The sequence below is a fragment of the Rhodoferax potami genome (genome assembly GCF_032193765.1).
GTDB lineage: Bacteria > Pseudomonadota > Gammaproteobacteria > Burkholderiales > Burkholderiaceae_C > Allorhodoferax > Allorhodoferax potami.
Genome location: NZ_JAVBIJ010000001.1, coordinates 1,338,110 through 1,363,874, shown reverse-complemented (window position 1 = coordinate 1,363,874; position 25,765 = coordinate 1,338,110). Strand labels below are relative to the sequence as shown.

At 49.6% G+C, this 25,765-nt stretch carries 24 protein-coding genes; 18 read left to right on the top strand and 6 right to left on the bottom strand.

Features of this window, described 5'->3' with window-relative positions:
• Positions 1-35: 35 nt before the first annotated feature.
• Positions 36-509 (bottom strand): SsrA-binding protein SmpB, encoded by a 474-nt coding sequence (smpB, locus tag RAE21_RS06540; protein ID WP_313873007.1) that lies wholly within the window; start codon positions 507-509, stop codon positions 36-38.
• Between the two features lie 80 nt (positions 510-589).
• On the opposite strand from smpB, the gene RAE21_RS06535 reads away from it, so the two are divergent.
• Together RAE21_RS06535 and RAE21_RS06530 are read left to right on the top strand one after the other, a co-directional pair.
• A complete protein-coding gene (locus RAE21_RS06535) occupies positions 590-1,033 on the top strand; it encodes a type II toxin-antitoxin system RatA family toxin (protein ID WP_313880675.1) in 444 nt (147 codons plus the stop codon).
• On the top strand, positions 1,026-1,388 hold the full coding sequence (locus RAE21_RS06530; protein ID WP_313880674.1) for an RnfH family protein: 363 nt from the start codon (positions 1,026-1,028) through the stop codon (positions 1,386-1,388). The genes RAE21_RS06535 and RAE21_RS06530 overlap by 8 nt, the downstream gene beginning before the upstream one ends.
• Positions 1,389-1,400: 12 nt before the next feature.
• Here RAE21_RS06530 and RAE21_RS06525 read toward each other — a convergent pair whose 3' ends face one another.
• Positions 1,401-1,910: a DUF4124 domain-containing protein gene (locus RAE21_RS06525; RefSeq protein WP_313880673.1), complete on the bottom strand. Its 510-nt coding sequence runs from the start codon at positions 1,908-1,910 to the stop codon at positions 1,401-1,403.
• 73 nt (positions 1,911-1,983) lie between these two features.
• On the opposite strand from RAE21_RS06525, the gene guaB reads away from it, so the two are divergent.
• From guaB to RAE21_RS06510, 3 genes are all read left to right on the top strand, one after another.
• Positions 1,984-3,453 (top strand): IMP dehydrogenase, encoded by a 1,470-nt coding sequence (gene guaB / locus RAE21_RS06520; protein ID WP_313873010.1) that lies wholly within the window; start codon positions 1,984-1,986, stop codon positions 3,451-3,453.
• Between the two features lie 13 nt (positions 3,454-3,466).
• Positions 3,467-5,113, top strand: coding sequence for a glutamine-hydrolyzing GMP synthase (gene guaA, locus RAE21_RS06515; RefSeq protein ID WP_313880672.1), 1,647 nt, complete (start codon positions 3,467-3,469; stop codon positions 5,111-5,113).
• Between the two features lie 257 nt (positions 5,114-5,370).
• The gene (locus RAE21_RS06510; RefSeq protein ID WP_313880671.1) at positions 5,371-6,588 is read left to right on the top strand and encodes a tyrosine-type recombinase/integrase; all 1,218 of its coding nucleotides are present in this window, start codon (positions 5,371-5,373) and stop codon (positions 6,586-6,588) included.
• A gap of 6 nt (positions 6,589-6,594) precedes the next feature.
• Here the strand turns inward: RAE21_RS06510 and RAE21_RS06505 are convergent, their stop codons facing one another.
• A complete protein-coding gene (locus RAE21_RS06505; protein ID WP_313880670.1) occupies positions 6,595-7,164 on the bottom strand; it encodes a tyrosine-type recombinase/integrase in 570 nt (189 codons plus the stop codon).
• Positions 7,165-7,922: 758 nt separating this feature from the next.
• On the opposite strand from RAE21_RS06505, the gene RAE21_RS06500 reads away from it, so the two are divergent.
• The 9 genes from RAE21_RS06500 (at position 7,923) to RAE21_RS06460 (ending at position 20,623) form a co-directional block, all read left to right on the top strand.
• Positions 7,923-9,470: a class I SAM-dependent DNA methyltransferase gene (locus RAE21_RS06500; protein WP_313880669.1), complete on the top strand. Its 1,548-nt coding sequence runs from the start codon at positions 7,923-7,925 to the stop codon at positions 9,468-9,470.
• Complete coding sequence (locus tag RAE21_RS06495) at positions 9,460-10,779, top strand: restriction endonuclease subunit S (RefSeq protein ID WP_313880668.1); 1,320 nt, start codon at positions 9,460-9,462, stop codon at positions 10,777-10,779. Before RAE21_RS06500 ends, RAE21_RS06495 begins: the two co-directional genes overlap by 11 nt.
• Before the next feature lie 2 nt (positions 10,780-10,781).
• Entirely contained in the window at positions 10,782-13,877 is a 3,096-nt protein-coding gene (locus RAE21_RS06490; protein ID WP_313880667.1) for a type I restriction endonuclease subunit R, read from the top strand.
• A gap of 44 nt (positions 13,878-13,921) precedes the next feature.
• Positions 13,922-15,208, top strand: a complete 1,287-nt coding sequence (locus RAE21_RS06485) for a DUF6161 domain-containing protein (RefSeq protein WP_313880666.1) — start codon at positions 13,922-13,924, stop codon at positions 15,206-15,208.
• A 65-nt stretch (positions 15,209-15,273) separates the two neighbouring features.
• Complete coding sequence (locus RAE21_RS06480; protein WP_313880665.1) at positions 15,274-15,939, top strand: hypothetical protein; 666 nt, start codon at positions 15,274-15,276, stop codon at positions 15,937-15,939.
• Positions 15,940-15,975: 36 nt separating this feature from the next.
• A complete protein-coding gene (gene istA / locus RAE21_RS06475; protein WP_428984048.1) occupies positions 15,976-17,049 on the top strand; it encodes an IS21 family transposase in 1,074 nt (357 codons plus the stop codon).
• The gene (istB, locus tag RAE21_RS06470; RefSeq protein WP_313879687.1) at positions 17,046-17,873 is read left to right on the top strand and encodes an IS21-like element helper ATPase IstB; all 828 of its coding nucleotides are present in this window, start codon (positions 17,046-17,048) and stop codon (positions 17,871-17,873) included. The genes istA and istB overlap by 4 nt, the downstream gene beginning before the upstream one ends.
• 151 nt (positions 17,874-18,024) lie before the next feature.
• Positions 18,025-19,326 (top strand): hypothetical protein, encoded by a 1,302-nt coding sequence (locus tag RAE21_RS06465; RefSeq protein WP_313880664.1) that lies wholly within the window; start codon positions 18,025-18,027, stop codon positions 19,324-19,326.
• The gene (locus tag RAE21_RS06460) at positions 19,319-20,623 is read left to right on the top strand and encodes a hypothetical protein (protein WP_313880663.1); all 1,305 of its coding nucleotides are present in this window, start codon (positions 19,319-19,321) and stop codon (positions 20,621-20,623) included. Before RAE21_RS06465 ends, RAE21_RS06460 begins: the two co-directional genes overlap by 8 nt.
• A 9-nt stretch (positions 20,624-20,632) precedes the next feature.
• Here RAE21_RS06460 and RAE21_RS06455 read toward each other — a convergent pair whose 3' ends face one another.
• The gene (locus RAE21_RS06455; RefSeq protein ID WP_313880662.1) at positions 20,633-20,800 is read right to left on the bottom strand and encodes a hypothetical protein; all 168 of its coding nucleotides are present in this window, start codon (positions 20,798-20,800) and stop codon (positions 20,633-20,635) included.
• 118 nt (positions 20,801-20,918) lie between these two features.
• The gene (locus tag RAE21_RS06450) at positions 20,919-21,494 is read right to left on the bottom strand and encodes a hypothetical protein (RefSeq protein WP_313880661.1); all 576 of its coding nucleotides are present in this window, start codon (positions 21,492-21,494) and stop codon (positions 20,919-20,921) included.
• 137 nt (positions 21,495-21,631) lie between these two features.
• On the opposite strand from RAE21_RS06450, the gene RAE21_RS06445 reads away from it, so the two are divergent.
• The 3 genes from RAE21_RS06445 to RAE21_RS06435 all read left to right on the top strand — a co-directional run bounded on the left by RAE21_RS06445 (position 21,632) and on the right by RAE21_RS06435 (position 22,658).
• A complete protein-coding gene (locus tag RAE21_RS06445; protein WP_313880660.1) occupies positions 21,632-22,069 on the top strand; it encodes a DUF6641 family protein in 438 nt (145 codons plus the stop codon).
• A 65-nt stretch (positions 22,070-22,134) separates the two neighbouring features.
• A complete protein-coding gene (locus RAE21_RS06440) occupies positions 22,135-22,293 on the top strand; it encodes a hypothetical protein (protein WP_313880659.1) in 159 nt (52 codons plus the stop codon).
• Positions 22,290-22,658, top strand: coding sequence for a DUF6876 family protein (locus RAE21_RS06435; protein WP_313880658.1), 369 nt, complete (start codon positions 22,290-22,292; stop codon positions 22,656-22,658). The genes RAE21_RS06440 and RAE21_RS06435 overlap by 4 nt, the downstream gene beginning before the upstream one ends.
• A 105-nt stretch (positions 22,659-22,763) precedes the next feature.
• Here RAE21_RS06435 and RAE21_RS06430 read toward each other — a convergent pair whose 3' ends face one another.
• Positions 22,764-23,588, bottom strand: coding sequence for a hypothetical protein (locus RAE21_RS06430; RefSeq protein ID WP_313880657.1), 825 nt, complete (start codon positions 23,586-23,588; stop codon positions 22,764-22,766).
• A gap of 413 nt (positions 23,589-24,001) precedes the next feature.
• On the opposite strand from RAE21_RS06430, the gene RAE21_RS06425 reads away from it, so the two are divergent.
• Positions 24,002-25,759: a putative bifunctional diguanylate cyclase/phosphodiesterase gene (locus RAE21_RS06425; RefSeq protein ID WP_313880656.1), complete on the top strand. Its 1,758-nt coding sequence runs from the start codon at positions 24,002-24,004 to the stop codon at positions 25,757-25,759.
• The last annotated feature ends 6 nt before the right edge of the window (positions 25,760-25,765 follow it).

Genomic DNA, 25,765 nt, shown 5'->3' with positions numbered 1-25,765 from the left:
CAGCGACCGGCCTGGCCCCAGCAAGTGGTTAAGGCCTAGCGGTTGCGGTCTTTCATTGCACGTTCTACCTCCCGCTTGCCCTCGCGGTCTTTGATGGTGTCGCGCTTGTCGTGCTCAGCTTTGCCCTTGGCCAGCGCGATATCGCATTTGACTTTGCCGCTTTTCCAGTGCAAGTTGATGGGTACAAGGGTGTAGCCTTTTTGCTCCACCTTGCCTGTCAGCCGCTTGATTTCTTCTTTGTGCAGCAGCAGCTTCTTGGTGCGAACCTTGTCCGGGCTTACGTGGCTTGAGGCTGTGTGCAAAGGATTGATCTGCAGCCCGATGATGAACATTTCGCCGTCCCGAATCACCACGTATCCGTCGGTGAGTTGCACTTTTCCCTCGCGCAAGGATTTCACTTCCCAACCTTCCAGTACCAGTCCTGCCTCGAACCTTTCTTCGAAGAAATAGTTGAATGCGGCTTTTTTGTTGTCAGCGATGCGCGATTGAGTTTCGGGTTTCTTGGCCATGAGGTGCAAATGGGGATAACGGGCAGGTTTGAAAGAGACGCATATGGGCTTGTCTACAATCCCGCGCAACCTCGCATTCTATGAAAACCGTTCACAAGTCCGTCCTTATTTGGTACAGCCCCGCAGAAATGTATGCTTTGGTGACTGATGTCGCTCAGTACCCACGCTTTTTGCCATGGTGTGACCATGCTCAAGTCTTAAGCCAAGAGGGGGGCGGAATGACGGCGGAGGTGGGTATTTCGTTCAGCGGAATCCGTCAGACTTTCGTGACCCAGAACAATCACACGCCCAATGAGCGTGTGGGGATGCAGTTGGTGAAAGGCCCCTTTTCCAAATTGGAGGGGGAGTGGGTATTTGCCCCCGTGGGGGATGGAAGCCAGCGTGCATGCAGAGTGAGCCTGGTGCTGAACTATGGTTTTGATAGTGGAACCCTCGCCAAGTTGGTAGGCCCGGTGTTTGACAAAATCGCGGCCAACTTGGTCGATGCGTTTGTCAAGCGTGCGCAGGATGTCTATGGTGAATGATTCACCTGAAATCGTGGTCGATCAGATCGAGGTGATCGTGGCCTTTGCCGTAGCGCCAAGACAGGTCGCAGAAATCAGAGTCAAACTACCAATCGGAGCAACAGCCGCACGCGCTGTTGCTGCAAGCGGCTTGCTCGCTAATGTTCCCGATGCGCAAGTCGACACACTGATTTTGGCGATTTGGGGTAAGAAAATTGCGCCCACGCATGTACTGAGCCAGGGTGACCGTCTGGAGCTGCTGTCTCCCTTGAGGGTAGACCCCAAGGTAGCCCGACGAGAGCGGTTTGCCCGGCAGGGATCCAAATCGGCAGGTCTGTTTGCCCAAGACAGGGGAGTGCGGCCCCCCCGCCGCTGAAAGCCACTCGCGCTATTTGCAATCCGCGTCGATCACGCCTTGGATTCGCTGAATCTCATTGGCGCGAGCCGCATCATCCAAAAATTCACGTTCGCCAGCTGAGTTGGCGCGTGCCAGCCGAATTCCGGATTCGAAGGTGGTTTTGGCTTGGCGCGCAAGTTTGCAGTTGTCCGCTTTCGCTTTGGCCACTTTTTCAGCCTCGGCTTTCTTTTGGGCCGCCTCTGCAGCTTCGGCTTGTTTCTTCTTTGCGTCCAGCGCTTTGTCTACGCCTGCATCCTTGGGGGCAGGTGCCACAGCACCATCCGCTTTGCTTCCTTCTTGGGTAGCTTGTGCGTTGGAATCTGCGGCAGGCGCTTTCGCGCCGGCTGGTCGTTTCAAGATGTTTTTTTCAGGCACTTCAGGCCCCGGAGCCCGATCGCTGAATATCTTTCTGCCGTCTTTGTCCAGCCATTGCCACTGTGCTGTGGCCATCGAGGCTGCGAGTGCCAAGGGGAGCGCAACAAGAAATTTAGAGAAATGCATGGGGCCAGTTTAGCGTTTCTCGCGGAAGGAAGCTGTGTTGTCACGGGTACAATCCAATTTTTGGAGCTTTGACATGCGCCTTCTCGGCAAAGCGCTGACCTTCGACGATGTGTTGTTGGTTCCAGCGTTCTCCCAAGTCCTTCCTAAGGACACCAGCCTCGCCACCCGTTTCTCCCGCAACATCGCACTGAACCTGCCACTGGTATCGGCTGCGATGGACACCGTCACCGAGGCGCGGCTTGCGATTGCAATCGCCCAAGAGGGCGGCATGGGCATCGTGCACAAAAACCTGACCGCCGCTGAGCAGGCTGCGCAGGTCTCCAAGGTCAAGCGCTATGAGTCTGGTCTGCTGCGCGACCCAGTGGTGATTACCCCAGATACAACAGTTCGCCAGGTCATTGCGCTCTCCGAGCAGCTGGGAGTTTCCGGCTTCCCGGTGTGCGATGGCGGCAAAGTCGTGGGTATCGTGACTGGCCGTGACCTCCGCTTCGAGACTCGCTATGACCAGCCAGTGCGCGAAATCATGACGCCTCGTGAGCGCTTGATCACCGTGCCTGACGGTACCACGCCTGAGGCTGCCAAGGCCCTGTTAAACAAGCACAAGCTGGAACGTCTGCTGGTGGTCAACGAGGCCTTTGAGCTCAAAGGCTTGATCACCGTGAAAGACATCACCAAGCAACTCAATTTCCCCAATGCTGCGCGTGATGTGACCGGCCGCCTGCGGGTTGGTGCGGCAGTGGGCGTCGGTGAAGGTACCGAGGCCCGTGTGGAGGCTTTGGTTCAGGCGGGTGTCGACGCGATCGTGGTCGACACGGCGCACGGCCACAGCAAAGGTGTGATTGACCGTGTGCGTTGGGTCAAGCAAAACTTTCCCCAGGTGGATGTGGTGGGCGGAAACATTGCCACCGGCGCAGCTGCGCTGGCGCTGGTGGAAGCGGGTGCCGACGCCGTCAAGGTGGGTATCGGCCCCGGTTCGATTTGCACAACACGTATTGTTGCTGGTGTGGGTGTACCCCAGATCATGGCTGTCGACAGCGTGGCCACGGCCTTGCGCGGCACAGGTGTCCCCTTGATCGCGGACGGCGGCATTCGGTACAGCGGTGATATCGCCAAGGCCATTGCCGCTGGTGCTGGCACTGTCATGATGGGCGGCATGTTCGCGGGTACCGAAGAGGCCCCCGGTGAGGTGATCTTGTATCAAGGTCGCAGCTATAAGAGCTACCGCGGAATGGGCAGTATCGGCGCGATGCAGCAAGGCAGCGCGGATCGCTATTTCCAAGAGTCGAGCACCGGAAACCCTAACGCAGACAAGCTGGTGCCAGAGGGTATCGAAGGTCGCGTTCCTTACAAAGGATCCATGGTGGCGATTGTGTTCCAGATGGCCGGTGGTATCCGCGCCAGCATGGGATATTGCGGATGCGCAACGATTGCAGAAATGCAAGAAAAAGCGGAGTTCGTCGAAATCACCACTGCGGGCATTCGTGAGAGCCACGTCCATGACGTGCAAATCACCAAAGAAGCACCGAATTACCGAGCCGATTGAACGTTAGCTGCCCATGCATCAAAAGATTCTGATTCTTGACTTCGGATCGCAAGTCACCCAGCTTATTGCTCGCCGAGTACGCGATGCCCACGTGTTCTGTGAAGTTCATCCCTGTGATGTTTCTGACGAGTGGGTACGAGCCTACGCTGCAGATGGCAACTTGAAGGGCATCATCTTGTCTGGTAGCCACGCCAGTGTCTATGAAGACGAGACGGACAAAGCCCCCGAAGCGGTCTTTAGCCTTGGCGTTCCTGTATTGGGCATTTGTTACGGCATGCAAACCATGGCGCAACAACTCGGCGGCAAAGTGGAAGCAGGGCGCACGCGGGAGTTTGGATCTGCACAGGTGCGTGCTCACGGCCATACCCGATTGCTGGATGGCTTGGAGGACCTTCGTACAGAAGAGGGGCACGGCATCCTTGATGTCTGGATGAGCCACGGGGACAAAGTGACGGAATTGCCCCCCGGCTTCTCTGTGATGGCCTCGAACGCTGCTTGCCCGATCGCGGGTATGGCTGACGAAGCGCGTCGCTTTTACGCGGTTCAGTTCCATCCCGAGGTGACCCACACCAAAAAAGGGCAAGAGCTGCTTGAGCGATTCGTTTTGCAAATCTGTGGCACCAAGCCAGATTGGATCATGGGCGACTACATTGCCGAGGCGGTGCAAAGGATCCGTGAGCAGGTGGGTGATGAAGAGGTGATCCTCGGTTTGAGCGGAGGGGTTGACTCCTCCGTCGCTGCTGCACTCATCCATCGTGCGATCGGTGACCAACTGACCTGTGTGTTTGTGGATCACGGCCTGCTTCGCCTCAATGAAGGTGACATGGTCATGGAGATGTTCGTCGGGAAATTACATGCGAAGGTCATTCGGGTGGATGCCTCCGAGCAGTTTTTGGGCCATTTGGCAGGTGTCAGCGATCCCGAGGCTAAGCGCAAGATCATCGGGCGCGAGTTCGTGGAGGTCTTCAAGTCCGAAGCCTCTCAGTTGACTGCGTCTGGTGCGTCGAAGGCGGGCGCCAAATGGCTCGCGCAAGGCACCATTTATCCGGACGTGATTGAATCGGGTGGCGCGAAAAGCAAGAAGGCTGTGACCATCAAGAGTCATCACAACGTGGGTGGACTGCCTGAGCAACTGGGGCTGAAGCTTTTGGAGCCTTTGCGGGAGTTGTTCAAGGATGAGGTTCGGGAGCTCGGCGTCGCGCTAGGGTTGCCGGCAGATATGGTGTACCGCCATCCTTTTCCCGGGCCTGGTCTCGGCGTTCGTATTCTGGGTGCGGTCAACAAGGAATTCGCAGACCTTTTGCGGCGTGCCGATGCTATTTTCATAGAGGAGCTACGCAACACGCCGTACACCGGGGGCAGTTTGGCCGGTGCGAATCCGCGTAAGCCTCCTAAGACGTGGTATGACGCCGTGTCTCAGGCGTTTACGGTGTTTTTGCCTGTCAAGAGTGTTGGTGTGATGGGTGATGGCCGGACATACGACTATGTCGTTGCACTTCGTGCGGTGCAAACGAGCGATTTCATGACCGCAGACTGGGCTGAGCTGCCGTACAGCTTACTCAAGACAGTATCTGGGCGGATCATCAACGAAGTACGGGGTATCAACCGTGTGACCTATGACGTCAGCAGTAAACCCCCCGCAACTATTGAGTGGGAGTAGTTTTTTCAACGTAAGTTGTTGATTTATATAGGTTTTTAACTTACACAAAAGTGACACACGCCAAAATAAGTTGTTGATTTTATTGGGCGCAGGTTTTACAGTTGCACGTAAACCTGCACAAAAAAGTGCTTATTGAAATTCGCAAGTGCTCCTAGCCCAAAAATGACACTCAAAAAAACTGCATACGCTGACGACGAAATTCCAATCTTCGATGAAGCTGTCATCTACAAACGTGGTGACTACTGGCAGATGCGTATGTGGCTGGGCAAAGAAAAAAGTACGCCCGCTTTAGCTTAAAAACTCGAAATCGTGACACCGCGATAGACAAAGCCAAAAAGCAATATCACATACTTGTTGGTATGGAGATGGCTGGCAAGACATACTACTCGCTCACTGCCAAGCAAGGTGTGCAACTGTACTTAGAGCAACGTAAAAAGGATATTGAAGTTGAGCTGATTACAGAGGGACGCTGGAAGACGATATACACACACTTGCAGCATTGGCTCAAATATATCGGCAAGGACACTAAGCTGAAAGAGTTGCACAGGACTGACTGTGAAAACTACTTTAGTGAACGTCGCCAAACTAAAAAGCGCAATGACATAAAAATCAGTCAAAGCACAATCGTTAATGAGCAAAGCACTATTAACGCAATGGTGTCTTGGCTTTTTAAGCGCAATGAAACGTATATTGAAGCGTTTGATTTCAAGAAACTTAAGCCTATCGACGCTGGGGATTTAGCTCTTAAACGTCCAATCTTTACTAAGGATGAGCTAAAGCGAATTGATGAAGTTCTTCGTGTCTATGTGCACGAACCTGCCGATGATAAAAACGATAAAAACAACGCTACAAAGGCAGTTTGTGGCTACTTTAACGCCATATCAATGCTTACTGGAATGCGGCGTGGAGAGATGTTGCAGCTTAAATGGAGGCACATTAGCTTCAAAGATAGCGCACAGGAAATGCGTAAAGCAGACGGAAGATTCGTTGATAACGTTTTTCACATTACCGTGCCAGGTGCAATAAGCAAAGTGAGGCGTACACGCCAATTTATGGTTGGTGATGATAGATACGTGTATGGGTTACTGCACTTAGCTGCAAAGCGCATCAAGTTCAAAGATTTGCCAGCAAAGTACACGGACAAAACAGAGCGATTTTTAGAAAAGAATCTAGCTGCTATTCAGCGGGAAATTGCCGAGGATTTAATTTTTAGCATTGATGGCGAGACTGCAATTACGCCACGTGCAATTTATGTGCACTTTGAAAACTTGCTTGAAAGAGCTGGGATTGATGATGCTGCCGTGCGAGGCATTGTTCACTACAGCTTTAGACACTCATTTATCACTCATAAAGTAAACAGCACAAAAGACATTGTTGCTGTTGCTGAAATGGCCGGTACCAGCGTATCTCAAATTGAAAAAACTTATTACCGTACAACGCCAGAAAAAATGCTTAAAAATGCGCTTGCTGAATAACGTAATTTAGACCAACTCAACGGCGTTACGCAGCACTCCGGGTCGCAAATCAATGTAGCGTTGCGTAGTAGCCATATTGCGGTGTCCTGCGAGAGCCATCATCACGCGAACGCTGACACCTTTTTCAGCTAAGTTTGTCAAAAATCCTCTGCGTCCGCTGTGGCTGCTAGCGCCATCAAGCCCAGCGTGTTTGTAAATGCCGTTTACAACTTGGGTGAGCGAGTTTGCTGTAAACGCTGCGCTGCGCTGTGTTGCAAACAATGCTTGCTTTGGGTCGCGCACACGTACTGTGCGGATGTATGCAGCAAGTTCTGCTTGCATCCGTTCGTTAAGCAATACGCTGCGGCTTTTGTTGCCCTTTGTTTGGGCTGCGCTCAAATTAATCTCTTCGCGAACAGTTCCATCGCTCGCGAGCACATCGCAAACGCGGACGGCAGCGACTTCGCCAATGCGCATTCCAGCTAAGTGCGTGAGCAGCAAGATTGCGCGATTGCGTGTTGCGCTCTTTGTCGTTTTTACAAAATCCAGCAAACGTTGCAGTTCGCGTTCGTTGAGTGTTTTGGCTTGCTTGGACATATGCACCTTTCGCTTTGATATGTTTAAAGTGCTATTAGTATGTTTTCGTATGTGCAGAATTCCTACCCCTTTTTTGCCTTGTGCAAGCCTCTTATAAATCAACGACTTAGCTGCACTGAGTACAAATTACACAATTTATGCTCAGTGGTATTTAGCCCAATCTCGTGGCTAAAGTGCCACATTTCGAGGGCTAACTTGCAAATTGCAAGTTAGACGCCCTACAAGCGTTTGAGCTGCATAGGGCTGGCGTGGGTAGCAGGGCTGGCATTTGAGCTGCTTGTAGGGCTTTTTAGACGGCTGATTTTTTGCCCAAAATGGTTTTGCAGCCCAAAAAATCAGCTGCGCAAAAAGTTGCTGGGGAGTACTTACGCTTTCAAGGTGGTGATTTTTGACCCCTATGCCCGCATTGTTCGCCGTCCGCGACTGTTCGCGAGCAATGAAGATGCAAAATCATTGTCAAATCCATACCATATGCTAGAGTGTGGATACACATTGTGTGCCTAATTGAGCCGAGGATGCTATGAAAGACGTTGGAATGCGTATAAGGGTAGAGCCCGAGCTGCGTGAACAGTTCATCAGCCTTTGCCACGAACATAACGTGCCAGCAGCACAGGTCTTGAGGTCGTTTATGCGCGACTTCGTACAGGGCGGTAATGCTAGCAAGAGCAATAAAAAAACACGCCCCCAACTTGCAGTGAGCAGTACTGCACAGTTGATGCCCAATAAAAAAACACGCTAACCACGACTGAAGACTAACAATGCTTGATGACATCAAAAAAACACTTTGGGCAACGGCTGACAAGCTGCGAGCGAATATGGATGCAGCAGAGTACAAACACCTTGTGCTGGGCTTGATTTTTGTGAAGTACATCTCCGACACCTTCGCTGCAAAGCAGCAAGAGTTGAATGTGCGGTTGCGTGACCCAAAAGATGAGTACTACTTCGGCGAGGCAAGTGATGCTGATGTTGCGGTTGAACTTGAAGAGCGTGACTACTACACAGCCGCGAACGTGTTTTGGGTTCCTGAATCTGCACGTTGGGAAGCTATCCGTGCAGCTGCCAAAGCCCCCGACATTGGCAAACGCATTGATGAAGCGTTGACTGTTATCGAGACAGAGAACCCTAAGCTAAAAGGCATTCTTGACAAGCGATATGCAAGGGCGCAACTACCCGATGGCAAGATGGGTGAGTTGGTGGACTTGGTTTCTACTATTGGCTTTGGAGACAATCCAAGTACTGCACGTGACGTTCTTGGGCAGGTCTACGAGTATTTCCTTGGTATGTTTGCCAATGCAGAGGGTAAACGTGGTGGACAGTTCTACACGCCAGCATCCATTGTTAAAACATTGGTAGCTGTCCTGTCGCCGCACGAAGGCAAGGTTTATGACCCTTGCTGTGGTTCGGGTGGTATGTTTGTGCAGAGTGAAAAATTTATCGAAGCACACGGTGGCAAGATTGGTGACGTAGCCATTTACGGGCAGGAAGCCAACCCAACAACGTGGCGACTTGCTGCGATGAACTTAGCAATACGCGGCATCGACTTCAATCTTGGTCGTGAGCCAGCTGACACATTTACTAAAAATCAGCACGCCGATCTTCGTGCTGATTACATCCTTGCTAATCCACCATTCAACATTAGCGATTGGTGGCACGGCAGCTTAATGGGCGACCCGCGTTGGGTATACGGCGATCCCCCGCAGGGCAATGCAAACTATGCGTGGTTGCAGCATATGCTGTATCACCTCAAGCCCACTGGACGTGCTGGCATCGTGCTTGCAAACGGCTCAATGAGTTCCAGTCAAAACAACGAAGGCGCAATACGTGCTGCAATGGTTGACGCAGACGTTGTGGAGGTAATGGTTGCATTGCCAAGCCAACTATTTTTTAATGTTCAAATACCTTGTTGTCTTTGGTTTTTATCCAAGCAGAAAACCAAACGCAAGGGCGAAGTCTTGTTCATTGATGCTCGCAAATTAGGTGGGATGATTAGCAGAACGCAAGCTGAGTTGAGCGACGAAGTAATTACAAGATTTGAAAAAACTGTTGCAGCTTGGCGCGGTGAAGATGGGGAATATCAGGACATTGCCGGTTTTTGTCGGAGCGTCTCTCTAGCTGAAATTGCATCTCACGGTCACGTACTCACTCCGGGTCGCTACGTTGGCGCTGAAGAGGTGGACGACGACGACGATGATTTTGCAGACAAGATGCAAAAGCTGACAGAAAAGTTGGGCGAACAAATGGCTAAGGGTACTGAGCTTGATGCGCTGATTAGGCAAAAACTTGGAGGTCTTGGTTATGACATCTGAGTGGGAATTAGTCGAGATTGGAAGTTTTGCAAAATTAAGGTCAGGATTTGCTTTTAAAAGTGCAGACTGGCAAGAGTGCGGTGTTCCAGTAATAAAAATTGCAAATATAAAAAACGGCCGAATTTTGGCGGAGGGATGTGGTTATGTCTCCTCTGAAGTTGCAAGTAAAGCTAAGGAGTGGGTTACAAAGCAAAATGATGTATTAATCGCAATGACAGGCTATGTTGGTGAGGTTGCACAAGTCCAAGCAAACGAAAATTATTTAATAAACCAGCGTGTTGGACGGTTTGAGTTTTATAAAAATACTGTAGTTGATCCAAAGTATTTTTTTTATCACCTTCAGCTACCAGTCACGCGGTCTGAAATAGAAGTTATGGCACGTGGCTCAGCGCAACCAAATTTAAGTGCGGCAGATGCTCACAAAATTAAAGTTTCTTTGCCACCATTACAGGTGCAACTGAGAATTTCAAGACTTCTAAGCACATTTGATGAGCGGATAACCCTCTTGCGGGAAACTAATCAAACCTTAGAAACCATTGCCCAAGCATTGTTCAAATCTTGGTTTGTAGACTTCGACCCTGTTCGTGCAAAGGCTGAAGGCAGGATGCCCGAGGGTATTGACGCTGCAACTGCTGCACTTTTTCCTGATGCGTTTGAAGAGACTAAGCTGGGGATGGTGCCGAAGGGTTGGTCAGCAGCGACCCTTTCAACCGTTGCAACTTTTCAAAATGGCTACGCATTTAAAGGTAGTGACTGGACTGAAGTTGGCCATCCTGTTGTAAAGATTGGAAACGTAAAGCCTTTGCATATTGATTTTGACGGTTGCTCATTTGTAAGTCCCCAAACAGTAGCAGGTCTGGAGCGATTCAAGCTTGGTGCTGGTGACTTATTGGTTGGGATGACTGGATACGTTGGTGAAACAGGATTGGTGCCACAAAACGATACAGCAAGCTATTTGAATCAACGTGTTGGTCGAATTTCGACAAACAATGGCTTGCAAGACCTAGGTTTTGTATTCTCAGCTGTTCGACAAAAAGAATTCAAAATTTACGCAGAAAGTCAGTCACACGGAAGTGCTCAAGCAAACGTGAGTGGTGCTGACTTGATGAAGTTTCCCGTCACTGTTCCAAGCGCAGACATTTTGGAAAAATATAACGATTTGACGCATCAGTTTATTGCCTCAATATTAAATAATCACAGCGTGGCAACGTCGCTCACAAGCCTTCGTGACACCTTGCTACCACGTTTAATCTCGGGACAGCTGCGCATTGCTGACGCTGAAGCAGAACTAGAAAAGGCAACGGCCTGACTATGACTGAAGACCAACTTGAACAAGAGGCATTAGGCTGGCTGAGTGACGTTGGTTACACGTTGCTCAATGGCTATGAGATTGCCGTAGATGGGACAACTCCTGAGCGTCCTGATTACAAGAACACGCTGCTGCCATTCCGCTTGCGTGAGGCAATCAACCGCTTAAACCCAAACATCCCACTAGTTGCACGTGAAGATGCGTGTAGGCAGGTGCAAGACCTTGGCATTCCATCGTTGCTCTCTGCTAACAGGCACTTCCACAAGCTGTTGGTTAATGGCGTTCCCGTGCAGTACCAAAAAGATGGTGAAACTCGCGGCGACTTCGTGCGCTTGGTTGATTGGGAAACGCCAGCTAAAAACGATTGGGTTGCAGTCAATCAGTTCACGATTAAAGGCGCACGACACACACGCCGCCCTGACATTATTTTGTTTGTGAACGGTTTGCCGTTGGTGTTGCTGGAGTTGAAGAACCCAGCCGATGAGAACGCTGACATTTGGAAAGCGTTTGACCAAATCCAAACCTACAAAGAGCAAATACCTGATGTGTTCCAGTTCAACGAGGTATTGGTCATATCCGATGGCACTGAGGCATTGCTTGGTTCGTTGTCCGCTGACGCTGAACGCTTTATGGCTTGGCGCACGATTGATGGCAAAACAATCGACCCGCTTGGACAGTTCCAAGAGCTTGAAACGTTAGTGCGTGGCTTGCTTGCCCCTGAGTACCTGCTTGACTACCTGCGCTACTTTGTTTTGTTTGAGGACGATGGCAAGCTAGTTAAGAAGATTGCTGGCTATCACCAGTTCCACGCTGTACGTGCAGCCATTGAACAAGTTGTACAGGCATCACGTCCCGATGGCTCACATAAGGGTGGCGTTGTTTGGCATACGCAGGGCAGTGGCAAGAGCATCACGATGACTTGCTTTGCTGCAAGGGTGATGCAGTCTGCTGCAATGGAAAACCCAACTGTTGTCGTCATCACTGACCGCAATGATTTGGATGGGCAGTTGTTTGGCGTGTTCAGTTTGTCCCAAGACTTGCTACGTGAACAGCCCGTTCAAGTTAGCACTCGCCAAGACTTACGTGCAAAACTTGCCAATCGTCCATCTGGCGGAATTGTGTTTGCCACCATTCAAAAATTTATGCTGGGAGAAGATGAGGACACGTTTCCTATACTGTCCGACCGCAGCAACATCGTGGTGATTGCAGACGAAGCACACCGCACTCAGTATGGATTTGATGCCAAGCTAAAGGGCAAGGCTGGAGAAGAGCGTTACCAAGCTGGGTATGCACAGCACTTGCGTGATGCTTTGCCAAATGCAACCTTTGTCGCTTTCACGGGCACTCCCGTGAGTAGCGAAGACCGTGACACTCGCGCAGTATTTGGTGACTACATCCACATTTACGATATGCAGCAAGCCAAAGAAGATGGCGCTACTGTTGCAATCTATTACGAATCACGGCTTGCTAAGTTGAAGCTCAACGAGCAGCAGATGCCCAGCATTGATGCCGAGGTGGATGAGCTTGCTGAGGATGAAGAGGAAAGCGCACAAAGCAAACTCAAAAGTCGCTGGGCTGCATTGGAGAGGGTTGTCGGTGCTGAACCTCGTGTAGCGCAAGTGGCTGCTGATTTGGTTGCGCACTTTGAAGAGCGCAACAAAGCAATGGCTGGCAAGGCAATGGTTGTTGCAATGAGCCGTGATATTTGCGTTCACCTCTACAACGAAATTGTCAAGCTGCGTCCCAATTGGCACGATGAAGACCCAGACAAAGGTGCAATCAAAATAGTGATGACTGGCTCGGCAAGTGACAAGGCATTGCTGCGTCCCCACATTTACGATGGCAAAACAAAAAAGCGTCTTGAAAAGCGGTTCAAAGACCCAAGCGACGAGTTGAAGCTAGTCATCGTTCGCGATATGTGGCTAACAGGCTTTGATGCGCCCTGTGTACATACGCTGTATGTCGATAAGCCGATGAAGGGGCACAACCTGATGCAAGCTATTGCACGGGTTAATCGCGTATTCAAAGACAAGCAAGGTGGCTTGGTCGTGGATTACATCGGCATTGGCAACGAGCTAAAAGCCGCGATGAAGGAATACACGAACAGCAACGGACGCGGCAGGACAACTGTTGATGCCAACGAAGCCTACAGCGTACTCGCTGAGAAGTTGGACATATTGCGTGGGATGCTGCACGGTTTTGACTACAGCAACTTTATGGCTGCTGGACACAAAACCTTGGCTGGTGCTGCTAACCACGTGCTTGGCTTAAAGGATGGCAAGAAACGCTTTGCAGATACGGCAGTTGCATTGAGCAAGGCGTTCACGTTGTGCTGCACATTAGACGAAGCTAAATCCGTGCGTGAAGAAGTTGCGTTTATGCAGGGCATCAAAGTCTTGCTGACAAAGCGTGACATTACTAAGCAGCGCAAGACTGACGAACAGCGTGACTTGGCTATACGGCAAATCATCAGCTCTGCGGTCGTCTCAGACTCTGTAGTTGATATTTTCGATGCTGTAGGCTTGGACAAGCCAAACATTGGACTGCTGGACGATGAGTTTTTGGCGCAAGTCAAAAACCTTCCCGAACGTAACCTAGCTGTGGAGCTGCTTGAACGCTTGTTGCAAGGCGAAATAAAAAGCCGCTTTAGCAGCAATGTGGTGCAGGAGAAAAAATTTAGCGACTTGCTTAGCAATGTGATTCAGCGTTACCAAAACCGTGCCATCGAGACTGCGCAGGTGATGGAAGAGCTGATTGAAATGGCTAAGAAGTTCCGCGATGCGTCCAACCGTGGTGTGCAGCTGGGACTTACTGACGATGAGGTTAAGTTTTATGACGCACTTGCTAACAACGAATCCGCTGTTCGCGAGCTGAACGACGAAATCTTGAAGAAGATTGCACACGAGCTGACTGAGAACCTGCGTAAAAACATCAAGGTAGATTGGGCTGAGCGTGAAAGCGTCCGTGCTAATTTGCGCTTAATGGTTAAGCGAATTCTGCGCAAATACAAATACCCGCCAGACCAGCAAGACGGTGCTGTGGAATTGGTATTGCAGCAGGTGCAAGCATTGGGTGAAGAGTGGGCTGATGTGGCCTGATATTTTCTACTTTGAGTAACTAGCTAGAAAGCGTTGAAACCTTTATGAGTGAATCAATTGCAACCCCGTACTTAGCTGTAAATTTTGGTGAAGAAGGCGGAAGTCAAAGCTGGAGCAATATTGAAGAGGTTAGAGCTTGGATGACATTGCAGCGCACAGATTGGCAATGGTTGTCTCAGCAAAATACAAACCCAACGAATAACGCTTGGGGGGTTATATCGAGTGCTTTGGAGGCTTGTAGAAACAGTTTGCAAAGCGCAGAACAGCACGCCGGTAACGAGCAGCACGTAACGCATATGAAGCGTGATGCTGGTCAGCATCTTGAAAGGCTGTTCACTAAATCGCCTTGGTTATTGCCAAACAGCTCGTACAGGAAATATATTTTTGAAGTCCGTGAAAGTGGTCGTCCTCTCGAGGCAGGACTGATTACAGCCCATCTTCTAGGGCAAGATATGAATGGTGCGCCTATTTCCAAAGTTGTTGCAGCACTTGTGGAGTTTGAGCTTTTTTCTCGCGGCATCAAAGACCGAGTGAGAACTGAGAGTGCTGCGCTTAAAAAACTTGTTGGCGAAATGACAACGCTACTTGACGAGCACAAGCAACTAAAAATCAATCAAGCAGCTGAATTTGAGACTTTGAATTCCGTAGTAGCAACCCAAACAACAAATCACGGTACCAGCTTTGATGAAGCACAAACTGCACGTGATGAAGCTTGGAAGAAGAAGCTTCAAGAAACAGAAGATGAGCTGAAGCAACTAAACGAAACATACGACACGCATATGGCATTAGCTGCCCCTGTTAGCTACTGGGTAGACAAGCGGGACAAGCATAGCAAATGGGCAAAATGGTCATTTATCGCGCTTACAGCTTGTATGCTTGTTTTTGGAGTCGTGCTGTTCTTGGAGTTGCGTGGCGTTGCGCAAATGATTGAGGACACCAAACTCGCCGCAATTGCTTCGAGTTCAGCTAATGCAAAACTAGGTGGCGCAGCAGCAACAGCGCCTGCTGCTAGTGCGTTGTCACCATTACTTGATGTATTGGCAACTTGGAAGATTGGGGCCTACATACTGCTTGTTACCTTAGCATTCTGGTTTATTCGTTTGCTTGTCCGAATTTTCCTCAGCAACATTCACCTAGAGAATGATGCCTCCGAGCGAGTGACTATGGCTAAAACCTATCTTGCCTTGATACGCGATGGCTCGTTTGAAGGCAAAGAGCACATTGGAACAATTCTCGCCGCGCTGTTCCGTCCAACAGGTGATGGCATCGTGAAGGATGAAGGTTTACCACCCACAGCGATGGAGTGGCTAACTAAATTGAGCGGTAAGTAATAGTGGATAACAAACCAATCTATCTACTTTTATACAAGCTGTGCTGGTAGATGAAGGGGCTGTAGATGGCAACTAAAAAACCAAGAAAATCAAAAAAACCAAAAAAGACAGCAGCAGAGATAAAACTTGATGACCAGTTAAACACATTGCAGGACAGCTGCGTTCAAGAGCTGCGGTTGCACTATGTAACGCAGCAACAAGAGCGTGAGAACCTTGCCAAAATTTATTACTGGTGGCAAGAAGCTCACCAGCTTACCGACTACTACAACGCAAAACTTGCTCATTTGCCGCAGGAGCAACTTAGAAAGACAAGTACAAAATTTAACTTTGCGCCAGTGCTACGTCTGTTTTATGGCGTGAATACTTTGAGTGACAGTAAACGAAGCAGGATGAGCAGCGCACTCAATGCAATACACGAAGAGTGGCAAGCAAAACCAAAACTATATAAGCAGGATGTTGCTAAGCTTGCAAACTACATTGACCAAAATAGTGGCGTAACAGGGCTCGCTAAGCAGCAAGCAAGGTTAGCGCCCCCTGCATCTGTCAGCAAAGCATTAAAAAGCGACCTTTGGCTTGATGAGATTGAAGCGGAAGAAGCAGCTGACAAGGCTGCGAATCCAAAAAACTATGTGTCAACACCAAATCGTGTAACAAAGCCTAGACCTGATAGTGTCACGCGCAGTATGAAAATGACACGCAAACGCGGTGAGGAATTGATACACCTCGACTAACGTGCCAAGCCATCCGAACCATGGATGGGACTGGCAATGATTACGAACGAGGAGTACATGGAACTCAAGGTTTTAAGGAAGCACAGGCTGAGCTTGCGCGAGATATCGGCGCAAACTGGAATGGCAGTCAACACGGTGCGTAAGTATTTGGAGGGCGGTCCGCCGGCCATGAAGAAACTGCCGGAACGTAAAAGCAAGCTCGATCCATTCAAGGACTACTTGGCTGGACGTATTCAGGCGGCCAAGCCTGATTGGATTCCCGCAACGGTGCTGCAGCGTGAGATTGCCGCACAGGGGTATACGGGCTCCGTGCGCATCCTGCAGGAGTACCTCAAGGAGTTGCGTCCACAGGCGCGCCCGGATCCGGTTGTGCGGTTCGAGACCCAGCCCGGTGAGCAAATGCAGATGGACTGGATCGAGTTCCGCAAGTCTGGGCATAAAGACGGCATGTTGGCGGCGTTTGTGGCAACGCTTGGCCACAGCCGGGCGACCTTCGCGGAGTTTGTCACAGACATGAAGCTGGAGACACTACTGGCGTGCCATGTCAGGGCGTTCGAGAGCTTTGGTGGAGTCACCCGTGAAGTGCTGTACGACAACATGAAGACCGTCATCCTCAAGCGTGACGCCTACGGCAAGAACCTGCACCAGTTCCAGGGTGCCTTTGCTGACTTTGCGCACCACCATGGCTTTGTGCCGCGGGTGTGCAAGCCCTATCGGGCCAAGACCAAGGGCAAAGTCGAACGCATGAATGGCTACATCCGGCGCAGCTTCTGGGTGCCATTGGTGGCGAGTATGAAGCAGCAATGCTTGGTGGTGGACGCGGACACAGCCAATCGGGAAATGCGCACCTGGCTGCGTGACGTTGCCAATGTGCGGATCCACGGAACCACTGGGTGTGTGCCGGCACTGGCTTTGCAACAGGAGCGCACACATCTGCTGGCCATCCCCAGCGCCTACAGTGGGCGAACAGTGCGTCAATTGCAAAAAGTCACCGGTAGCGGCGCAGCAGTCCGGCCAATTCCAGCCGCGGCATGGCGAGGCCTGCAGCATCCTCTGGCGATGTATGACACGCTGGTGCACAACCAAGCCTCAGCAGGAGGACGACCATGAGCCTGCAAATGGAAAGACTGCGTGAACTGTGTGATCAGCTGCGCCTGCTCAACTTACCCGATCAGCTTGCCCACTTGGGGCAAATGGCGGCCAAGAAAGAGCTGGGGTACCTGGAGTTCCTGGAGCAAGCCTTGCGTGGCGAGGCTCTAGCCAGAGTGGAGAGAACACGCGCCATGCTCACGCGCATAGCGGGCTTCCCCGCCATCAAGACGCTTGATGAGTTTGACTTCCAGTTTGCCAGCGGCGTGCCCAAACCCCTGGTACAGGAGCTTGGCAGTCTGGCCTTCGTGGAGCGCAGCGAGAACGTGGTCTTGCTGGGCGCCAGTGGGGTGGGCAAAACCCACTTGGCCATCGCCTTGGGCTACAGGGCAACCCAGGCTGGAATCAAGACGCGTTTCATCACGGCGGCAGATCTGCTGATGACACTGAGCACGGCACTACGGCAGAACACCCTGGAAGAGGCTATCAAACGCATCGTGCGTCCCTACCGGCTGTTGATCATTGACGAGGTCGGGTACCTTCCCATGAATCGGGAACAGGCGAATCTTCTGTTCCAAGTCATTGCCAAACGCTATGAAGTGGGAAGTCTCATCCTGACCTCCAATCTGCCGTTTGGGCAATGGGACCAGACGTTTGCAGACGATGCCACGCTGACAGCGGCGCTACTTGACCGACTGCTCCACCACGCCCATGTGGTCCCGATTTCAGGAGACTCCTATCGCCTGAAAGATAAGCGGCGTGCCGGTGTGATTGCCGCCAGCAGCAATACCCTACTCAAACGAAAACGCAGTCACCTTGATACACAGGAGGAACAGGCAGCCTAAGGGCGCCAAGCAGTCAGTGGCGAGCCACTGACTGCTTGAAAGACAAGCAAAGACAAAACAGACAATCGCCCCACACAACGGTGTATCAAATCCACGCCGCGTTTGCGTTCGACAGCTGTATCAAATCGAAACTGCGTTTGACAATAGGGCAGTGATTGTTGATGTGACGGATGTGCAGCGAAGAGAGGCTCTAGCTGAAGATGCAGAAGAGTACTGGCGCAAGGCAAGTGGCATTGCTAGTTTTGCATTGGATTTCGGGATAAATGCTAACAAGCGTAAATACTCGTTAGCGTTAGTTCGCGTTGATGGCAAGCAATTGGATTTCATCGACAGCAGCATTGACGAACAAGTGATTAAGTCGGCATTGCTTGCTTCATACCGTAAACAGTTCGTTCCAATCCCAAATAATTTACGCTGCATTCTCGAAGTTTTGCGCACTCAATTTGTTAATGGCAAGTTAATAGAGCAGCTCGATAAAGTCCCTGAGTTTGGGTTTGAAACTGATGCAAACGGTAAGCCCGTTGAAGCTCGCAAGAGGCTTGTTTTCATTCCAACCACAAACGAGCTACTACTTAGCCCTATTGCAAGTCGTTGTGGGGTTGTTACTTCTTCTGTCCCAGCTAAAAAATTGCTCAAGCTTGGCAGCAATGATTTTTATTTGCCAACGTACAGCAAGATTTACCTAGAAAAACGACTTCTCGGCAACGACGACATTAATCAGTTCAGCGTTAACAACGTTGGGAAAATTATGGCAATACACAAAGCGCCAAGCATTGTGTACGCAATGAAATTGACAAACAAGGCAATGCCAGCGGACTTTGCGTACATTGACATTGTCTCGTTCTCAGCAAGCGAAAACAAAGAGTTTTGCCAAGTTGCGTTGAATGATGAGTACATTGCCTCAATCAAGGCTAGATTTAAAGTCGAAGCAACCACGATGCACAAGCTTGCAAAACAATACGCGGACAAGTGGATTGAAAGCAAAGGCGACCACGCAAGTCGTCCTGAAAATGATTTGTGTAGCTTTGCTGTTGCAAGCGATGCCTTTGAGTTTGAAATTTTTGACAAAGCTGGTGACATTGGGGCAGACACAGTTTGCACTTTTAGTAAAAAACTGAAGCTGACTAACAAGCTCAAACATCTGTTCAAGTGCAGAGACTTGATGCCAGCTTTGAGCGGTATTGGAGCTTTGCAGCTGGAAGGGGATGTTGAGCTGATACTGGACAGCAATGTGCTAGTTTTCAAATACAACACCACGGCTGCAAGTTACGTCACTGCCATACCAACATTCAACAAGCAAACGAAGAAGCGCAATGAGAAGGCGTTTGTTGTCTACCAACCAAAAGCATATGCCAAGAAAAAGGCTGGCTCACAAACTGTTATGGGTAACTTTGACGAATTCAACGAGCCTATTGTTGAAGATGACTTGATGCCTGTGTACTGCTATGCGTAGTGACTTCAACATCACGGACTATGCTGTCTTTTTACCAGCAATCAACGACACCTATGCTCGTTGCTTGGTGACAGAAAAACTTGGAAATCGACCATTTCCAGCAGGTCTTAGCATTGAAGATTTGGAGTACTGGGACGAAAGCAATAAGCTTTGGCGTTACCCATACTTGCTGCACTCAATCGGGAATTACAAAGTAGGAGCTAATCCCGATAATGCTGTAACAAGGGCTGACAGGAAGACTGCTGTTGTTATTGGTGACAGCGGAGGCTATCAAATAGGGCAAGGCTCGTTAAAGGGCTATGACGCTTTAACGCCTCATATGCCAGCCAAAGATGCAATAGCCGCTTGGGATGCTGCTGACGATGTGCGTAATTGGATATTTGGGTGGCTTGAAGCAAATTCCAGTTATGCAATGAGCATTGATATGCCGTTGTGGGCGGCAGAAGAAAAAACAGAATCACCGTTCAGCAATTGCAGTCGTGAGCAGTTGTTGCAAATGACCGTGAACAATTTGCAGTTCATCGACGTGCGTAGGCAAGGGCACACGAAATGGCTAAACGTAGTGCAGGGCATTGACAACGCAGCCACAGAGCAATGGTGGAACGCTGTCAAAAAATATCGCTGGGGTGGTTGGGCACTGGCTGGTGGTGCTGGCAGCAAGGGCGGTCTTGCCCAATTGCTTTATGCCGTGTTGTTGATGCGTGATGAAGGTGCATTTGCTGAGGGCTTAGATTGGGTGCATACGCTTGGTGTCTCGGAACTCAAGTGGGCTGTAATCTTGACTGCAATTCAAAAAAATCTGCGCAACCTCAACCCCAAACTGACCATTAGCTTTGACACCAGCAGCGTTTTCCAGCAAGGGATGAGACGTGAAAACGCCTACGTTAGTCCTGTCCTCACAAATGATGCAAAGACTTGGGTTCTGCCCTCCGAATCAAGCCCTCAGTCCTACAACAAAATTGGTAGCACTGACCCGTTCCCATTCAGTTCAGCAATTGGCGACAAGATGACTGTTGGGCATTTGAACGTGCAAGATTGGGATGCATTTGACAAGCGGCAATATGACAATGTGAGCCTGTTACTGCTTTCAAACCACAACATTTGGGTGACACTTGATGCCGTTCAACGGGCTAATGAGTGTGCATTTGGTGCTAATCGCGAGGATACAACTCCAAAGCTGTACATCGACTGCATCGATTTGATTGGTGAGGCATTTGCTGCAAAAGATTGGCGTGGCTTCATCAAAAAAAATAAAAGCACCTTCGATGCTCACTCACGTAGCATCTACGACAAATAATTTATCGCCCTAGTACACGAATACAACTGCACTACGCTTATCTACGACACGCACCATCAAAGCACCACGTTTCTTCTTTTGCATTGCACTAGCAATTGCATTCGCTTCGCTGTTGTAAATCCCAAGTGTGCTCCACGATTCGTATGGGCTTCTTGATTTGTATTGGGCTTTGAACATCGTGTCTCCTGTATGTCTCACATCGTTTCGCCTACGTGTCTGTTTGTTTTTGTTTCACACATAGACAAGAACTATGGGCTACTTGCATAGCCCACAGCATCTTCTTCCCAACGTAACATCAGTTTGCGTTGAGGGCGGCGTGTGGAATCCAACAGTTTTCAGCGTCCCAAATTCCGTCAGTTTCCCAAGCCTTTTTGGGCGCTTGCTGCGCTTCTTTCAAAGCGTAGCCCACCCATTGTTTGTTTGTGCCTGCGTTGTATGTGTATGCCTTAACGTCTTTTGATTGACCTGCCATCGTGTGCCAAGCGTGTGCAAAAAGTACCTGCACATCCTCAGTTGTAAGTTGAGGTGGCAAGTTTCCTAGTGTGATGTTGAAGTGGATTGTTTGTGCCTTGTCTGTTGTTTCATTAGCGCCTTCAATAGTTACGAATGTAAGTGGCCTGTATAGCTCTGGTTGCCTTTTTGGTTTGTTTGTTGCAGCTGGGTAAAGGAGTTTGTTAAAGCAGTTCATTGCATAACGCAATTCTTTTTTTGCCTGTGCTGCTAATAGTTTTGTGCGAGCCTCAACGTTTTTGATATTTTTGTTTTTTGGGTTTACGTATGGGCGAAAGTGGGTGTGTGCAACGATGACGTGAGTGAAGTGTTTTTCGTATTGGCCTATGTATTTTTGAATGTCTTGTGCTGTGTAGTTCATAAAACTATTTAGCCGCACTGATATGAATAGCCATTAAATGTGGTGCAGACCAGTTCAGTCCTAATCTTTTCGGTTGTCCGCGCTTTACCCTGAAACTAAATTTGCGTTTCCACATTAACTTTTTGAAGGAAACGCAAATGGCAACACTTGCAAGTCTCAAGCTCGTAGCAGCTAAAAAACCATCCAATCAACCACCTGTTGTGCAGCGCCGCAACAAACTCAGCAGCAAGGTGTTTGAACAAATCCAATTAGCACGTGCGCAGAGTGCTGGCGAGACATATGCGCCAACAAAGAACAAAACAGTCACGAACACGGACGGCGAGCGTGTTGTTGTCAATGTGCCCAAACGCATCAAGCCGTGGTGGTTTGTTGCTGAAAACGGCAAGTGCTGCATTGCTGTGCGTTACGGCGCAAAGGTCATTGAGCTTGCAAAGGGCAAGACAGCAATCGAAGTTACAAGTCCTGACGCATTGATTGAAGCGTTGGAAGCAGTGAACGCAGCTGTTCTAGCAGGTGAGCTTGATGCGCAGATTGAATCTGTATCGGGTCAGTTACGGAGTGGTTTTGTTAAGTAACTGCGTGGGGTGTTGTCGTTTCAAGCGCCAGCACCCCCATCCATAAATACAGTAGGAGAAGAAATATGCGCATAAAAGAAGTTGTTGACGGAGCAACGCAGCAAGTGAACACACTTAAGCTCCAAGCAAAAACAGCACAGAAACGTGCAAAAGAAGCTGCCCTGCGTTTAAAGATGCAAAAGGCGCAGCAGTCGTTGGCTAAAGTTGCAGCAAAGCCGCTATGAAGCAGTCAAACGTTGAGCTGCTTAGCAATCTCAGCCAATTCATTGGCACTGAGCGTTACTACCGTCTACTGCCAACATTCGTTGTCACGGACGGGCTGAAATACTTGATGGACGAAGCTAACTGCTACTGGCTAGCGCAGCTTTATGGCTTGCACCTCGTTAGCGTTGATTTCAACCAAAACCCGTTCACTGTACTTGTGTTCACTCGCAAGAGCAGCGGCGGAATCGTTAACATCGAGGACGGAAACGGCAATTTGTTAGTGCAGCAACGACTGGACTACACGGATTTTCCGTTTGATGAGTACAGGCTTTACGCTTGTTGGGATGGTGAGCATTGGGTTGGTATGCTGACAAGCGAGTATTAAAAACTCCACCAAACGATTCAAAATCGCCGATTTTTGTCTCGTCCTGTCTCCGTTTGTATAAGCTACACCGCATTCGTGACAGGCATAGCTCAAATGCCTTCACGCCTAACTTGCAAATTGCAAGTTACCTTGCTCTTCCTCGGGGTAGGGGAGTGTCATTTTGTGCTTTCGCGCATATTGATTTCCCAATTTTCTCCCTTGAGCAAACAACTGCATTTCAGCTTGAAGGACGTTTGGGGCAAATCCTTGTTCAACTGCGCTGTTTAGCAGCGATGTGTACTCTCGATAGCCCATATACGAAAGCTTTTTACCTTCGAAATCAGCATTCACTTGTTCGCGAATTGTTCCAAATATTTCGTTTAGTGGCTTTGAAATCGATGGGGGCATAAAAAACTTGCGCTTGAAATTGACTTCATCAAGCAGAGCATTAAGTGACATTGCAACTCGCGCATCAAATATGCCGTACTTATCGCTGTCAGCGAAAGCCAGCACTTTGCTCCACGATGCAATGCGGTCAATTTTGTGTTTCACAACAAACTGCTTTACATCCTCATCCCCATAGTCTTTGAACTCTGCGCACATTTTGAAAAGTCGGTCTTCGTCTCCATCAGCTTTGGGTGGAATGTTTCCCCAGTCGTATACAACCCATTTGATAGCAGCATTTCGTCTTTTAACGTCTTTGCTGTGTAATGGTTCTCGCAACAGCGTTCTAAGTTGGATGTTTTGCAGTTGCGAATCTTCTATATCGTAAAAAGCATCAGCCTCTGCTTTGCCAACGATGCTTGCTAGTAGCTGCCTATCAACAGGCACCTCCCAATCTTGGTGTTGATATGTGCCCAGCAATGGCCAAATTTTGGCTACTACATCAGCGTCGATTGGGCGGTAAATGTGTACGGAGCCATTCTTGCGTACTTGGCGTTTCTTTTTCATTGTGACTAGGTTACCAGCATCATTGCTTTACACGCAATTTCTAGGTTAAATTTCCGCGCAGTGAAATAGCGCAACGTGCAACTTTTAGTTCACGTACAATGTGATTTGTCCATTCGATGCACGTAACTATGAGAGCAGAATAAAAAATGAAGTTACACAAAAGTTGCACACTTAAAAATCACGCTTGTAAGTTGTTGAAAATAAACAACAATTTACGAGGTGATTATTGAGTGGGAATAGCTTGATTAGCTAGTTCTGAGTGAGGCGCAAAAAGCTGAGGTAACGCTCCCGTTGCCTCAGCTTTTTTAATTTTTGAGCTATAGCGGCGTCAAATCATCATTCAATGGTTCACCATTATTCTTTGCTTGATGCACAATGTTTATATGAGTACTGGCAACTTGTTGGAACAGACCGTGGACACAGACGCCCTGCAGTTTTTAGACGATGAGGTGGCGGGAGACAGTGGCAAGCCACTTGTTTGGCGTCTGCTGGTTGTCGACGACGAACCTGATGTGCACAGAGCAACAACCTTTGCGCTGGCGGGCATCGAGATATTGGGACGTCAGTTGGAGTTTTTGCATGCCTACTCAGCAGCGGAAGCGGCCAGTATTCTTTCCACACAGTCTGATGTTGCGATTGTTTTGCTTGACGTGGTGATGGAGAGGGAAGACGCTGGGCTCGCCCTTGTCAAGACGATTCGCACTGAGCTTAACCTCACGGACCTTCGCATTATTCTACGAACGGGACAGCCTGGTTACGCGCCAGAAATCGAAACGATTCACGACTACGACATCAACGACTACAAGACCAAGTCGGAGTTAACCCGTACTAAGCTGTATGCGACGGTAACTGCTGCACTGCGCGCGTATGAACAAATTCGCAAACTGGATGAAATGGCTTTTTATGACCGCCTTTCCTGTTTGCCAAACCGTAACAAGTTCATTGACCTCAGCGAAGCTCGACTCGCTTGTGCTGCTAGTTGCAACGAAATCATCGCGATACTGGATATCGATGACTTTTCAGAGATCAATGATGCTCTCGGGCACCAGCAAGGTGACAGGTTGCTTCAGTCCGTTGCAGATCGCCTCAAATTTGAGTTGGGCCCTGATGCTGTTTTAGCACGAATCGGAAGCGATACATTCGGGCTGATGGGGCCACATGACGTGGTCGATCCGATCAGAATTCTTGCGCTTTTCCGCCGTCCTTTTGTGGTTCAAGACGACGCCATGGTTGTCACCGCGACCATGGGATTGACGAGCCTGATGAGCGGAAGTACCTCCGGCAGAGACGCGTTGAAGGATGCGAACATAGCCCTAAAGCGCGCCAAGAAGAGTCGTCGTGGAGGATTCGTGATGTTCTCCGCCGAGATGGGCTCAGACATTCGCGAGCGGGTTCGATTATTGCAAAGCCTGCGGAGCGCTGTGGAGAGCGAACGGCTTTTTATCGTTTATCAACCTCAAGTTGATCTGATCACAAACGCGGTCGTCGGTTTGGAAGCCCTTATACGTTGGCGCAACGAAGATGGAACTTTCGTTCCCCCCGATCGATTTATTCCTCTTGCAGAGGCTTCCGGGATGATCATTGCCATTGGTGATTGGGTATTGAGGATGGCCTGCCATGAGTTGGTTAGGCTGCAGGGGCAGGGCGCGAAGGACATCCGGATGTCGGTCAACGTGTCCCAGATTCAATTTCGAAATCCTGAGTTCATTGACAAGCTGAAGTCAGCTCTGTCAGACACATCAATTCAACCCGAGTGTCTGGAACTGGAGATTACAGAGTCCGTTGCAATGGAAGATGCGGACTTCATGCTGGAGACCCTGCACAGTGTGCGCGAGCTTGGAATATCGATCGCTATTGATGATTTTGGGACCGGATATTCATCACTCAGTCAGTTACGACAGTTGCCTATCGATAGGTTGAAAATTGATAGGGCCTTTGTTTCGGAGTTGAGTGACGATGTGATGGGGGGCCATATCGCGTCGATGGTGATCGAGTTAGGCAGAAACCTGCAGTTAAAAGTTATTGCCGAAGGTATTGAATCGGACGCACAAGCAGCGCGCTTAAAGCAGCTCGGCTGCCACGAAGGTCAGGGGTATTTGTATGCCAAGCCCATGACCTCAGTCTTGCTGAAAGACTGGCTGAGGGAGCGCGGGGCCATCGTTGGAATCTGATGACTT